The 13,149-nt window shown below is 69.3% G+C and carries 13 protein-coding genes; 7 read left to right on the top strand and 6 right to left on the bottom strand.

Annotated elements, in window-relative coordinates; genetic code table 11:
- Positions 1-18: 18 nt before the first annotated feature.
- The 3 genes from AC5L36_RS42575 to AC5L36_RS42565 all read left to right on the top strand — a co-directional run bounded on the left by AC5L36_RS42575 (position 19) and on the right by AC5L36_RS42565 (position 1,834).
- On the top strand, positions 19-693 hold the full coding sequence (locus AC5L36_RS42575; RefSeq protein ID WP_441224450.1) for a cytidylate kinase family protein: 675 nt from the start codon (positions 19-21) through the stop codon (positions 691-693).
- Between the two features lie 65 nt (positions 694-758).
- Complete coding sequence (locus tag AC5L36_RS42570) at positions 759-1,013, top strand: hypothetical protein (RefSeq protein ID WP_441224449.1); 255 nt, start codon at positions 759-761, stop codon at positions 1,011-1,013.
- Positions 1,014-1,174: 161 nt separating this feature from the next.
- Positions 1,175-1,834, top strand: a complete 660-nt coding sequence (locus tag AC5L36_RS42565; RefSeq protein ID WP_441224448.1) for a fibronectin type III domain-containing protein — start codon at positions 1,175-1,177, stop codon at positions 1,832-1,834.
- 126 nt (positions 1,835-1,960) lie between these two features.
- Here the strand turns inward: AC5L36_RS42565 and AC5L36_RS42560 are convergent, their stop codons facing one another.
- Positions 1,961-2,518, bottom strand: coding sequence for a hypothetical protein (locus AC5L36_RS42560; protein WP_441224447.1), 558 nt, complete (start codon positions 2,516-2,518; stop codon positions 1,961-1,963).
- Between the two features lie 255 nt (positions 2,519-2,773).
- Between AC5L36_RS42560 and AC5L36_RS42555 the strand changes: the two genes are divergently transcribed.
- The gene (locus AC5L36_RS42555) at positions 2,774-4,027 is read left to right on the top strand and encodes a PASTA domain-containing protein (protein WP_441224446.1); all 1,254 of its coding nucleotides are present in this window, start codon (positions 2,774-2,776) and stop codon (positions 4,025-4,027) included.
- A gap of 19 nt (positions 4,028-4,046) precedes the next feature.
- Here the strand turns inward: AC5L36_RS42555 and AC5L36_RS42550 are convergent, their stop codons facing one another.
- The 5 genes from AC5L36_RS42550 to AC5L36_RS42530 are packed head-to-tail and all read right to left on the bottom strand — an operon-like array spanning position 4,047 to position 10,653.
- On the bottom strand, positions 4,047-6,074 hold the full coding sequence (locus AC5L36_RS42550) for a beta-galactosidase (protein WP_441224445.1): 2,028 nt from the start codon (positions 6,072-6,074) through the stop codon (positions 4,047-4,049).
- A gap of 8 nt (positions 6,075-6,082) precedes the next feature.
- Positions 6,083-6,925 (bottom strand): carbohydrate ABC transporter permease, encoded by an 843-nt coding sequence (locus AC5L36_RS42545; RefSeq protein WP_441224444.1) that lies wholly within the window; start codon positions 6,923-6,925, stop codon positions 6,083-6,085.
- A complete protein-coding gene (locus tag AC5L36_RS42540) occupies positions 6,922-7,860 on the bottom strand; it encodes a carbohydrate ABC transporter permease (protein ID WP_441224443.1) in 939 nt (312 codons plus the stop codon). Before AC5L36_RS42540 ends, AC5L36_RS42545 begins: the two co-directional genes overlap by 4 nt.
- A gap of 3 nt (positions 7,861-7,863) precedes the next feature.
- Positions 7,864-9,138 (bottom strand): ABC transporter substrate-binding protein, encoded by a 1,275-nt coding sequence (locus tag AC5L36_RS42535; RefSeq protein ID WP_441224442.1) that lies wholly within the window; start codon positions 9,136-9,138, stop codon positions 7,864-7,866.
- 3 nt (positions 9,139-9,141) lie between these two features.
- Positions 9,142-10,653: an FAD-dependent oxidoreductase gene (locus tag AC5L36_RS42530; RefSeq protein WP_441224441.1), complete on the bottom strand. Its 1,512-nt coding sequence runs from the start codon at positions 10,651-10,653 to the stop codon at positions 9,142-9,144.
- Here AC5L36_RS42530 and AC5L36_RS42525 point away from each other — a divergent pair.
- Genes AC5L36_RS42525 through AC5L36_RS42515 form a run of 3 tightly spaced genes read left to right on the top strand, consistent with a single transcriptional unit; the run spans position 10,652 to position 13,148 of the window.
- Entirely contained in the window at positions 10,652-11,419 is a 768-nt protein-coding gene (locus AC5L36_RS42525) for a GntR family transcriptional regulator (RefSeq protein WP_441224440.1), read from the top strand. The two genes, AC5L36_RS42530 and AC5L36_RS42525, sit on opposite strands and share 2 nt — an antisense overlap.
- Before the next feature lie 2 nt (positions 11,420-11,421).
- The gene (locus AC5L36_RS42520) at positions 11,422-12,384 is read left to right on the top strand and encodes a phosphotriesterase family protein (RefSeq protein ID WP_441224439.1); all 963 of its coding nucleotides are present in this window, start codon (positions 11,422-11,424) and stop codon (positions 12,382-12,384) included.
- Positions 12,381-13,148, top strand: a complete 768-nt coding sequence (locus AC5L36_RS42515) for a sugar isomerase domain-containing protein (protein WP_441224438.1) — start codon at positions 12,381-12,383, stop codon at positions 13,146-13,148. Before AC5L36_RS42520 ends, AC5L36_RS42515 begins: the two co-directional genes overlap by 4 nt.
- Position 13,149: the final 1 nt, after the last annotated feature.

Here is a 13,149-nt window from a genome sequence, read left to right as displayed (position 1 = left end):
ACGAGGACGGGGCAGGACATGGAGCGAGGCACCCGCGAGGAGTTGGTCGGCCGCCTGGCCGCGGCGGTCGGGTCCGTCACGGTCGCACATCCGACGCGGGTTGCCATCGACGGGCCGCCCGCCGCGGGCAAGACCACCCTCGCCGACGAGCTGGCCGGCGTCCTGCGCGAAGAGGGCCGCGATGTCGTCCGGGCGACGATCGACGACTTTCTGTTTCCCCGGGCACGGCGCTATCCGCGCGGCGAGTACTCGGCCGAAGGCTGCTACTTCGACACCCACGACTACGACGCGCTGATCCGGGTTCTGCTCGATCCGCTCGGTCCAGGTGGAGATCGGCGCTTCCAGCCCGCGGTCTACGACCGCACCGCGGATACCGTGTTGTCCCCGCCGGTCACGACTGCCCCAGCCGACGCCGTGCTGATCTTCGACGGTGTCTTTCTCCTGCGCCCGGAGCTGGTCGATCGGTGGGATCTGCGGGTCTTCGTGTCGACCGCGCTCGAAAAGACCGTCGACCGTGCCGTGGTCCGGGAGCGCCGGGTGTCCTCCCGGGAACAGGTCGAACGGCGCTGGCGCGAGCGTTACATCCCCTCCCAGCAGCTCTACTTCGCTACGGTCCGCCCGATCGATCAGGCCGACATCATCGTGCACAACGACGAGCCGCAGCAGCCGGCCTGGCAGACCCGGACACACTGACCACACTCGACGGATACGCGGGACGCCTGCGGCGTCGCCACGCCTCCCGGCTACTCGACCGAGGTATGCGCAACAAGCCATCGCCCATCCGCACGTCACCGCTGCTGTCCGAAGAGGACCGGCAGTTCCTCGCCGGGCATCTCACCGCGGACACCTTCCTCGAAAGCGCGCGGCGGCGGGCCGCCGTCCAGACGGTCCCGATCACCGTCAGCACCAGCCCCACAAAGGCGATCGCACCGATCGCCAGGCAGCGCCCGCGCACGCCCATCTCCCGACTCGCGCCCATCCACGAGTCCACCCACGACATGAAACCACGATAGTCAACGCGGCCAATGCGACCATCGAGCACGGCGACGCCGGGGGCATGGGTCAGCGCCTCCGATGCGCCCTTGTCGGTCGGCCGACCAAATGCTAGCGTGGCTTAGTCGGTCGATCGATCAATCACCCTGGCGCCATCGGGACACCGGAGGTAGACAAATTGATGATGCGACGTGGATACCGCTTGCTGGCGTGTGTTGCCGGGGCGGTGTTCTCACTTCTGACGGTCGCCGCGGCTCCGGCCGCGGCCACGAACGACAGGTGGCCCCCGACGGCGCCGTCGGGTCTGCGGGTGACCGAGTTCTCCTTCACCTGGGCGCGGTTCGCGTGGAACCCGTCGACCGATAACACCGGCGTGCACCACTACCTGTTCGAGATTTCGGATACCACCTGGAAGCAGGCGGTGACCGAAACCTCGACCAGCCGGCTCGGCGGCCTGGAGCCGGGCCGCGGCTACAAGGCGACCGTCCGGGCTGTCGACCGGGCGGGCAACCAGTCACCGCGGACGACGATCGAATTCACCACGCTCCGCCGCACCGGGCCCGCTCCCACGACACCGACGAACCTGCGCGCGGTGTTCGTCGACGGCAAAGCCGCCAGCATCGCCTGGGACCCGTCCCGGCACGACGGTTTCGTCTACTACGAGGTCTACTCCGGCGGTGTCTCCGTCGCCACGACGGCGTCGACCAGCATCTCGATCGACGAAATGCTGGTGACCATGGGCACCATCGAGATCGGTCCCAACTTCTTCACCGTCCGGGCGTGGGGCGAGCACGAGTACGGCTCGGAACTCAGTAACGGGCTAATGGTGACGGTGCAGTAGCCGTCGAATCGTGGTGGCTCCGGCTCTTCCGCCGGAGCCATTGCCCTTTCCATAGTGCCGCGCCCTCAGGCGATGCCGTACGCACCGCGTCGAAAAGGCCTTCGGACGTGCGGCCCCATTCATGTCTCATGCCGCCGGAAGTGGGCGGATCAACGGTTCCAGGAGCTTCTTGGCCTCGGCGAAGGTGATCACATCGGACTCGTCCACCGGCAGGATCGTGGTTATGTCGGGGTGGTCGTAGACCCGTTCGCCGATCATCCGGCAGCCTTCGTCGTACGGCCAACGCATCGTGACCCACTGCCGTTTCACGTACCAGGCGGAGCCGTCGAGGCCGATCGCCGCAGCCGGCAGGTAGAAGTTGAACCAGGATTCGAACCAGTAGCCCGTGTCGGTCACGGCGTGCGTCGTGTCCTCGCAGGCGAAGACGACGCCCTCCAGCTCGCCGTAGAAGTCGCGTACCGCGGCCCGGCCGCGAAGGGTCCGGCTCGTGCCATCCAGATCGATGTAGTAGACCGGGTCCTCCACCGTCATGTCGGGAGCGAGGATCTCGTCCGGTCGTCCGGTCAACTCCAGCAGGTAGTGTCGCCGCACGTTCTCGAGAATCCGGCGATGTCGGCCGCTCTTCGACGAGCGGATCAGCTGGTCCAGCTCCCTCGGGACGTTCGTGATGTCCAACTTCGACATACGGGCCACCTTCCGTTCGCGGAAGATACAAACGTGTCGGTCGGTCGACCGATCGCCGCCTAAAGTAGCACCCGATCGCCAGGCCAGCCACCAGATGTCGGATGCAAGACGGTCACCCTTGTCGGGAATCTCGGGGCTTGTTACGCTCCCGGTCGGTCGGCTGACCGACGCTCCTACAGCGGAGCGCCGGCATCCGACATCGAGACGAAGGAGCTGCGAATGAAGACCCGACGTGGTTGGTCAGTGTGGTCGGCGGTGGTCGCTCTGGCGGTGTTCGCGGTCGCCGCCGTCTCCTCCGCACCGGGCCCCGCCGCGGCCGCGCCGTCCGTGCCCCGGCTGCTGGTCATACAGGTGACCTGGGAGGCGGGAAACAACTCTCCGGCGGCCCCAGTGGATCGATCGATCACCGAAGTAGCCAGTGCGGTGCACCGCCACCGGGACTGGTACACGGCGGTGTCGCATGGCAAGCACACGGGCTGGCAGACCAGCAGCACCGGGCCGATCAGCATCACGCCGCCGCGCATGACGGTGCCTGGAAAATGCGACGGCCCGTTCCTCGATGACGTTGCCGACAACGCCGATCAGGCCGTACAGGAGCAGGCGCCGGTGCCGGACCTGAGTGTGTACAGCATGGTGGTCTACTACTTCGCGCGCATGCCGTCATGCGCGGCCGGATGGGGAGGCGGCGGGCGGGCCTGGCTCAACGGTGGATTCGGCCTGAGCCTGCTCGTCGTGGTCCAGGAGTTGGCCCACGCCTCGTTCGGCCTCTCGCACGCGAACGGGTTGGAGTGCATGGACCCCAATGGCCAACGGGTGACGCTGAGCACCTCGTGTGCCTCCCTCGAGTACGCCGATCCATTCAGTGCCATGGGCAACAACGCGGCGGGCAGCTTCACCGCACCGCATCAGTTCCAGCTCGGCTGGCTGTCCGGGCGGATGCTGGACGTGCCAGCGGGCGGTGGGGCGTATGCGCTCCAGCCGCTGGAGAACAACGGAGCGGGCCTCCAGGTGGTGCGTTTTAAGGACGGCGGCGTCACCCTGTGGATTGAGTACCGGCAGCCGATCGGCGTCGACGCGACGTTTCCTCCCAACTCGCTGGGAGTGTTTGTCCACGCGGAGTTGCCGGGCTTTCCGAGCAGGTCGCAGTTGCTCGACATGGCGCCGCAGAACGGCTTCTTCGACTCGAAGCTGTCGGTCGGTGTTCCCTGGGCCAACCCGCTCGGAAACATGAAGATAACCGTCAAACAGCAAACCGCGGCCAGCGCGAACGTCTACGTCGAGTGGAAGCATCCGAGGGTGCCCAATGTCGTCGGAAGCACGCTGGCGCAGGCGGATGCGGCACTCGCCGCGGCCGGCTTCGTTCGGGGGACGGTGTCGTTTCCCGTCGACGACACGTGCAACAACATCGGGCGGGTGATGAACCAAAACCCGGCCGCGGGCGCGATGGTCCTGCCAGGCACGGCCGTACATCTCTCCATCGGCAACCGGCCGTCCCACCCGTGCCCCTGAAGACGGAGAGCGCGTCGGCTCAGCGGCTGACCAGCACCCGCACGTCCCACGCCCCCAAGTCGAGGTCGCCGCCGACCTGGTCGCCGGTGAGCAGGTCGACGGCCTCGAACGGGACGGGCGCCCTTACCCCGGTCGCGGACCAGTTGTGGACGAACCAGGCGCGGCGCCCGTCAGCCAGTCGTGCGCTGGTGGTGTGGACGGGCTTGGCGGCGGGAAGCCCGGACACCGGCGCCGGGGTGGCCCATCGGGCGAGCGCCTCGGCGAGGCTCGGCGACGGCACCGTGCCGACGCAGGTGATCCGGCCGGCGCCGTACGCCGCGGTCGTCACCGCCGGCCAGCGCCCGTAGTGCGGGTCGTCGTAGACGGCCAGCGGGGTAGCGCCGGCGCTGCGTAGCCCGTCGACCCAGGCTGTACCGCGGGCGTCCGGCGGGAGCGCGAGCGGCGACCCGGCGGTCGCGCGCACGGGCAGTGCGGAGACGTTGGCGTACTCGGTGTAGCTCACGCCCGCCGCGGAGGCGAAGCCCGGTGGTGCCAGCGCGCTCCGGACCCGGCCGTCGGCGTCGGCGTACCCGGTGCGCGGGCCGAGCACGAGGTGGCCGCCCGCCTCGGCGTACGCGCGCAGCAGCTCCAGCGTGGCGTCGTCGGCGACGTAGAGGCCGGCGGCCACCACCACCGGATACCGGCTGAGCTCTCCACCGTGTACGAAGCGGACCTGTGCACCAGCCGTCCACCACCCCCGGTAGAACGCCGAGGTGATCCGCTCGTACGCGGCATGATCCGGTCCTCCGTGCGCCTGGGACAGTGGAGGCGCGAACTCGAAGGCCCATTTGGACGGTAGCGAGTGGACGAACGCCACGTCCGCGTCCGGCCGCAGGCCGTCGAGCGCGTCGCCGGCGGCACGCAGATCGCCGCCGAGCGCGGCCACCTGCTCGTACACCCGGTCCGGCACGAGGCTGTGCGGCAGGATCCCGCCCCAGTAGGCCTCCGGACCGTGGTGCAGGGTGTGCCAGTGCCAGTACTGCACGGAGCGGGCGCCCCGGGAGACCAGCGCCCAGCCGACCTGGCGCCACTGTCCGTCGTACCCGGGCTGGTTGAGCCAGGCCGGCCCGACCGAGGTCGCGTTGGTCTCGGTCACCAGGTACGGCGCCTGCTTTGTCGACCACGCGCGGTCGGCGTTGTAGTACAACGACCAGGCGCCCGAGGGTGGCCAGTCGAGACTCCCCTCGGTGCTCGCGGCGAGCCCGTCCCGGGCCGCGTAGTAGATGTTGGCCGAGGCGAGGTCCAGACCGGCGGCGACCGCCACGTCGTCGACCGCTGGTCGGGCGTAGTCGACGCACGTGGTAAGAAACTGGTCCGGCCGTGCGTACTCCCGCACGATCCCCGCCTGCCAGTCGACGAACTCGGTGGTCAGCTCCGCCTGGAAGCGCCGCCAGGCCAGATCGTACTGGGGAACGAGGTTGCCGTCTGGCGGCCACAGTTCGTCCCACTCCGCCAACCGGTGGGACCAGTGGGTCAGGCCCCAGCGGTCGTTGAGCGTGTCCACGTCGCCGTACGCCGCGCGCAGCCGGGCGACGAAGCGGGCGAAGACCTGTGCGTTGTGCAGCACATGCAGCCCCGGCTCGTTGTCCAGCTGGTACCCGATGACAGCCGGATGTGGCGCGTAGCGGGCGAGGACGCGGCGGATGACCCGCTCGGCGTGGAAAAGGTACGCCGGGTGGGTGATGTCGATCTCCTGGCGGGCGCCCCATGCCACCCGGCGTCCGGTGCCGATCTCGGCGGCGATCTCCGGCACCTTGTGTTGCAGCCAAGGCGGCACGGCGTATGTGGGTGTGCCGAGCACCACGCCGATGCCGCGCGTGTGCGCTCCGTCGAGCACCGGTGCGAGCCAGTCCACATCGAACTGTCCGTCCCGGGGCTCCCAGGTCGACCAGACCGACTCGCCGACCCGGATCACCGTGAAACCCGCGTCACGCATGAGGTCCAGGTCGATCTGGAGCCGATCGACCGGCATGTACTCGGTGTAGTACGCGGCACCGAAGTGGAGCATCGTGGGTCTTATCCCTTCAGCGCGCCGGACAGCAGGGCCTGCTCCATGCGGCGGCGCAGCAGCAGGTACGCGGCGTACACCGGCAGCAGGGTGATGACCGTGCCGGCGGTGAGCAAGCCGTACTGGGCCGAGACGTTGGTGACGAGCGTGGGCAGCGCCACCTGCGCGGTCCGGATGTCGGCGGACGGGCCGGCGACGACCAGCGCGATGAGGTATTCGTTCCACACGTTGATGAAGTTGAGCAGCAGCACGGTGGAGACGGCGGGCATGGCCAGCGGCAGGTAGATGCGGGCCAACGCCTGTAGCGGGCCGGCGCCGTCCAGCCGCGCGCTGTCGTCGAGCTCGCGCGGGATCGCCCGCATGTACTGGGTCAGCAGCACCACCGCGAGCGGGATCGACGTGCCGACGTAGTACAGGATCAGGAATGTGCGGGTCTGGTAGAGGCCGAGCGAGATGGCCAGCAGCACGGTCGGCACGAGCGCGGCGAAGCCGGGGATGAGAAAGCCCAACGCCATCGACCGCTCGATCAGCCGGCCGGCCCAGCCCTCGTCGCGGGCCAGCGCGTACGCGGCGGGTACGACGACCGCGACCATGAGGACCTCGGCGGCGCCGGTGACGAGCGCGGAGTTGAGCAGTGCCGGCCCCAGCGAGACGAACTCCCACGCGTCCCGGTAGTTTTGCCAGAGCCACTGCTTCGGGAGGCTGAACGCGCTGGAGAAGATCTCCGTGTTGTCCTTCAGCGACGAGACCAGCAGGTAGTAGAGGGGCAGTGCGAGTACCGCCGCGTAGGCCCATACGAGAACGTGGCTCACGACCATGCCCGGTCCGGTCTTGCGGCGGCGTACGCTCATGTCCTGCTCCGGAGGCCGATTCTGATGAGGACGGCGCCGGCCAGGCCGAGGGCGAACAGCAGCACCCCGACCGCCTGGCTGTACCCGATGTCGGATTGCTGGAACGCCTTGCTCCACACCAGAAACGACAGGGTGAACGAGCTGGTGCCCGGGCCGCCGCGGGTCAGCAGCAGCACGGTCGTGGCGGATAGGAAGAGGGTCCACAGGTACTGGAGCATCGCGACCACGCCGACGAACCCTTGCACCATCCCGAACGCGACGTGCCACATGGTGCGCCAGTGACCGCAACCGTCCAGCTTGGACGCGTCGATGACCTCGGCGGGTAGCGCGGTCAGTTGGGCGCTGAAGAGCACGGCGAGGAAGCCGACGCCGGCCCACAGGTCGGTGGCCATGATGACCGGTAGCACGGTGTCCGGGTTGGCGAGCCAGTTGTTGCGCAGCCCGTCCAGGCCGAGCCCGCTCAGGCCCTGGTTGACGAGTCCGTCCGGGGCGAGTACCGCGTAGAAGATCATCGCCTTGGTGGCGACCGACAGCAGCGCCGAGGTGAAGAACAGAATGCGCAGCAGCCCGGCGAGCGGTGGGCGGAGGAACAGGTAGTAGCCGAGCATGAACCCGAGCACCACCATCACCGGCACGACGACGCCGACCTGGATCGCGGTGTTCTTCGCCGACGTCCAGAACACGTCGTCGGTCAGCACGGCGCGGAAGTTGTCCAGCCCGACCACGTGCCACGGCGCGATCAATGTGGACGCGTCGGTGAGGCTGAAGAAGAAGACGCTGACCAGCGGACCGACGAGAAAGACCAGATACCAGACGAAGGCCGGGACGGCGAGCAGGGAGGTCGCCCCGCGCCGCCGTGCCCGCCGCGGCGGTGCCGGCGGGAGCGGCCCGGTCGCCCGGCCGCCCCGCCGCACCAGCTGCGCTATTCCGGTCACCGGTTAGCCCTTGTACGTCTTGTCGAACGTGCCGCAGATGTCGGTCGGAGACTTGCCGCTGGTGAACGCGACCGCCGCGTCCCGGATGACGCTCTGGCTGAGGTTGCCTGGCACGTACCGGTCGGGCAGCACGGCATAGTCCACTGTGGTCGGCAGATCACCTTGTGCCGCCTTCAGCAGTGGCTGGTCGGCTGGAAGGCTGGCCGCGTCGGCCTTCAGCGCCATGATCATGGAGGCGTCCTTGACGAACGTGGCGACGGTCTGCGGCCGGTACATGTACTCGATGAACTTGCGCACGGCGTCGAGCTTCTTGGCGCCGTTCTGGCTGACCCAAAACCCGTTGGAGGTGCCCTCGTACGCGGTCGGCTTGGTGAACGTGGCGCCGGTTGGCAGCGGCATGCCGCCGAGCACGATGTCGCCGACCATCTCCTTGGGCACCTGGGCGAACTCCCACGTGCCGGCCGGCATCATCGCCGCCTTCTTGCCGTAGAAGTCGGCCACCATGCTCTGCGCGGTGAAGCCCTCGGCGTTGTCGCCGAAGACCTTGGCGTCGCGTAGCGAGGTGAACAGCTCGATGCCCTTCATCAGCGTCGGGTTTGCGCACCAGCCGCCCTTGGCGAACGCCTCCTTGGCCGCGTCGGCGCTCAGGTACGACTGGATGATCTGGAAGAAGAGCTTTTGCCCGGTCCAGTCGTTGCCACCGACGGCCATCGGCTGGATCCCGGCCGCGCGGAGCTTGGTGGCGGCGCCGAAAAGCTGGTCCACTGTGGTGGGTACCTCGGTGACGCCGGCCTTGGTGAGCAGTGCCTTGTTGTACCAGATGGGCCACTGGTAGCCCTCGAACGGGAAGCCCTGCATCTTGCCGTCGGGCCTGGTCCACTCGTCGACGGCGCCGCCGGTGAGGCGGTCGCGCAGGCCCCACTCGTCCATATAGGACTGCACAGGGACGACGACACCGTTGTCGATCCAGGTGAGCGGTTTGTCGACCGGGTTGATGTGCACGAGGTCGGCCTGCCGCCCGGCGGCGACGGAGGTCTCGAAAACGGTCGGCAGATCCTCGCCCGCGGTGTCGATCCGCACCTGGATGCCGGTCTCCTTGGTGAAGCCGTCGATGACCGACCGCAGCACCTGGCCGCCGGCGGACCCGGCCGCGGCCGGGGTGAGCAGGGACAGCGAGTTCGTGTCGCCGCTTTCGTCGTCGCCGCCGCAGGCGGTCGCGGTGGTGGCCAGCAACAACGGTATGAGGAGGGCGCCGAGGCGCCGCGACGCGAGCTTCATGGGTCAACTCCGATGTTCTTCGGTGGTGGTCGCGTCGCCGTGGCGGACGATCGCGCCCTGTTCGCGTAGCTGGTCGCGCAGGCGGGCGACATCCACCTTGCGGACGTCGCCGTGCGCGACCGCGGACGCCGCGGCCAGTCCGGCCGCGTGCCCCATCGCCATGCACTGCGCCATGGAGCGCACTGAGGCGTGCGCGTCGTGGGTCGCGGAGAAACAGCGCCCTGCCACCAGCACGTTGGTGGCGTCCCTCGGCACGAGCGTGCGGTACGGGATGCCGACGACCCCACCGTCCGGGATGTACTCCCAGGCGGTGTCGGTGCCCTCCCGGTGGTCCTCGATGGGCGCCCCGCACAGCCCGATCTGGTCCTCGAACGCCGCCGCCCCGAGCACGTCCTGCCGGTCCAGCCGGTAGTCCCCGTGCACGCGGCGGGTCTCCCGCACCCCGATCTGGCTGCTGAACGAGGCCAGGCTCGCCGATTCGTAGCCGGGCACCCGGTCACGCAGGAAGCGCACGTACTCCAGGGCCTGCTCACGTCCCTCGACCTCGCGGGCGCTGAGCAGGAGCGGGTCGGTGGCGTTGACCACAGTGGACCCACGGGTCTCGTAAGACGGCAGCCGGGTCATGATCGTCGCGGTCATGCCGTCCACCGGGGTGATGTGGTCGCTGCCCTCCAGCCGCGGCAGCCGGTACGCACCGGAGGCGGCGGCCTCGCGCATCAGCCGCTTGATCTCGGCGCGGGGCGTCGCGAGTCGGCGGGCCAGGTCGACGTTGACCATCTTGAACGTGGTGGTGAGCGTCTGCGCCGGCGCCTGGGCACCGGCGAGCTCGTATCCGATGCCGGCGTGGTGGCACAGGTCGGCGTCGCCGGAGGCGTCCACGAAGACCGGTGCGCGCAGCTCGTACGCACCGTGTTTGGTGGCGACCGTCGCCGATCGCACCTCGCCGTCGACCGGGTGGGCCGCGAAGAGCTTGGCGTGCAGCAGGACCCGCACGCCGGCCCCCGTGGCCAGCCGCTCCCAGACCACCTTGAGGTGGTCCGGGTGGTAGGTGATCCCGGTGCCGGCGCCGAAGGTGTTGGGCCGGGCGACCACCGGGCCCAGTCCACGCAGGCCGGCCAGCACGTCGTCGCCGATGCCGCCGACCACCTTGCGGGCCGGCGTGCCGGGCGTGAAGAACCCGTAGAACGTGTCCAGGACGGCCGTGCTGGTGCCGCCGAGGAACCCGTTGTTTTCCACGAGGAGGACGTCGGCGCCGGCCCGGCCCGCGGCGATCGCGGCCGACGTGCCGGCGGAACCGGCTCCGACGACCACGACGTCCGCCGTGATGACGTGGGTCGAACCGGACATCGACAGACTCCTTGATTGGTATGGTGATTGGCATGATTGGTCTCGCCCGGAACCATACGGCAGGCTACGACCTTGGTCAACAACTTGTTTCAGGCCTGTTGCGCTGCCGCATAGCAGCTGGTCTTGACGCGTTCGAAGGCAGCGGCGTAGCGTGCTCCACCGACACATGAAGATTCGAATTGGTTTGCCGCCGGAGGGGGTGCGGGTGCTCACACGCTTGGCTCAGCAGCTCGCCGCGACGCTGGAGGCACAGATCCTCGACGGGCGGTGGCGGGTCGGTGAGCGGCTCCCGCCGGAGCGTGACCTGGCCCAGCAGCACGAGGTCAGCCGGTCCACGATGCGAGAGGCTCTCGACGAGCTTGAGCGCGCCGGGTTGATCCTGCGCCACCAGGGCCGCGGCACGTTCGTCGCGCCCCGCCGCCTGGAGCAGTCGCTGCTTGGCCACTTCTCGATCGTCGAGTCGCTGCGCGCATCCGGACGCGCGGTTTCCACCCGGGTGCTCGCCGAGCGGGTCGGTCCGCCGTCCCCCTCCATCGCTCGCGAGCTGGGCTGCGGCGACGGGGACGAGGTGTTGCAGATCGAGCGGCTTCGCCTCGCCGACCGGGTGCCGTTCATGCTGGAGCGCACCTGGCTGCCGCTCGCCCACGCGCCTGGTCTGGACACTGTGGACCTGACCGACCGCAGCCTCTACGAGGTCCTGCGTACGGAGTACGGGATCGTGCTGGAGCGCGCGGTCGAGTCGTTCGAGCCGGTGCTCCTCACCCCCGAGGAGGCCAAGCTGCTGGACTATCCGCCCGGCTCGCCGTCGCTGCTGCTGCTGCGCACCACGTATGACGCCCGTGACGTGGCGATCGAGTGCGCGCGGGCGCTGCTGCGCGCCGACCTGGTGCGGCCCCTGGTGGAGCGCAAGGTGCACGAGCCGGTGCGGTTCTAGCGATGCCCGCGATCGTCACCGTGCTGGGCGAGATCGACCCGGCCGACCTGGGCCCCACCGACTGCCACGAGCACCTTCTGATCCGCGGCGGCCTGCCCGTCGTGCTCGAGCCCGACTTCACATTGGACTCGATCGACGCGGCGGTGGCCGAGGTCGGCGACTTCCGAGACGCCGGCGGTGCCGCGCTGGTCGACTGCATGCCGCTTGGCGTGGGCCGCGACGCGCGTGGCCTCGTCGAGATCGCCGAGCGCACCGGCGCGACCGTCATCGCCACCACCGGCTTCCACCGCGACCGCTTCTACGCCGCCGACCACTGGATCCGTGCCTACAGCCCGGAGCGGATCGCCGATCTCATGGTGGCCGAGCACACCGACGGGATGGAGACCTCCGGTTACGGCGGCCCGTTCGTGGAGCGGATCGCCGCCCGCCCGGGCGCCATCAAGCTGGCCTTCAGCGGGCCGGAGCCCACGCCGACCGAGCGCAAGGTGGCCGCCGCCGTGGCGATGGCGCAGCGCCGCACCGGCCTGCCCGTGGTCACCCACACCGACGACGAGCGCTCCGTCGCGCTCCAGCTGTCCATTCTGGAACGGCACGGTGTGCCGCCTTCGTCCGTCGTGTTCGGACACATGGACCGGCACACCGGCGTGGCCGGGCTGGTCGAGGTCTGCCGCACGGGTGCCACCGTCTGCCTGGACTGGCTGGGCCGGCACGACCGCCGCCCGGACGCGTACGTGGCGGGCCTGGTCGCCGGCCTCGCGTCCGAAGGGTGCCTGGACCGGGTCGTGCTCGGCCAGGACCTGGCCCGCCGCGGCTACTGGCGGGCGTACGGCGGCGGGCCCGGCTTGGCCAACCTCGTCGCCGCCTTCCCGGCCGTGCTGCGCGAGGCCGGGCTGACCGACGACCACATCAGACAGTTGCTCGTGGACAATCCGCGCCGCGTGCTCACCAGGTTGGAGCCTTCGTGACTCTTCGCTACCCGCGGATCGCCCGCGAGATCATCGAAAAGATCGAGCGGACCCAGGAGGAGCCGATCCGGGCCGCCGCCGACCTCTTCGCGGACCGCATCGCCAAGGGCGGTCTCGTGCATCTCTTCGGCGCCGGCCACTCCCGGATGGGAGTGGAGGAGATCTTCCCGCGGATCGGGTCGATCGTCGGCTACCACCCCATCGTGGAGATGTCGCTGAGCTACTACACCAACGTGGTCGGCACGATGGGACTGGCGCAGTCGCTGTTCCTCGAGCGGGTCGACGGGTTGGGCGAGGTGCTGCTGGACAACTACGTCTTCGACGCCGAGCGCGACGCGGCCCTGGTCATCTCCTCCACCGGCATCAACAACGTGCCGGTGGAGGTGGCGCTCGGGCTGAAGAAGCGGGGCCTGACCGTAGCCGCGATCACCAGCGTGGCGCACTCCTCCTCGGTGGACTCGCGGCACCCGAGCGGCAAGCACCTCTACGAGGTCGCCGACATCGTCATCGACAACTGCACGCCGCCCGGCGATGCCGCCATCCACGTGGAGGGCGCCGACTTTCCGGTCTCGCCGACGTCCACATTGGCCACCGTCACGATCGTCCACAGCGTCAACCACCTGCTCGCCGAAGGACTCGTCGCGCGTGGCGTCAAGCCGCTGGTGCTCGGCAGCCCGCATTTCGCCGACCAGGAGAGCGCCCGCCGCAACCTCGCCGAGTACTACGGCGAGTTCCGCCGCCGCACCGCCCGGCCGGGGGCCTGAG

The sequence above is a fragment of the Phytohabitans sp. LZ39 genome, assembly GCF_059359075.1.
This window is presented reverse-complemented; position numbering and strand designations above follow the sequence as displayed.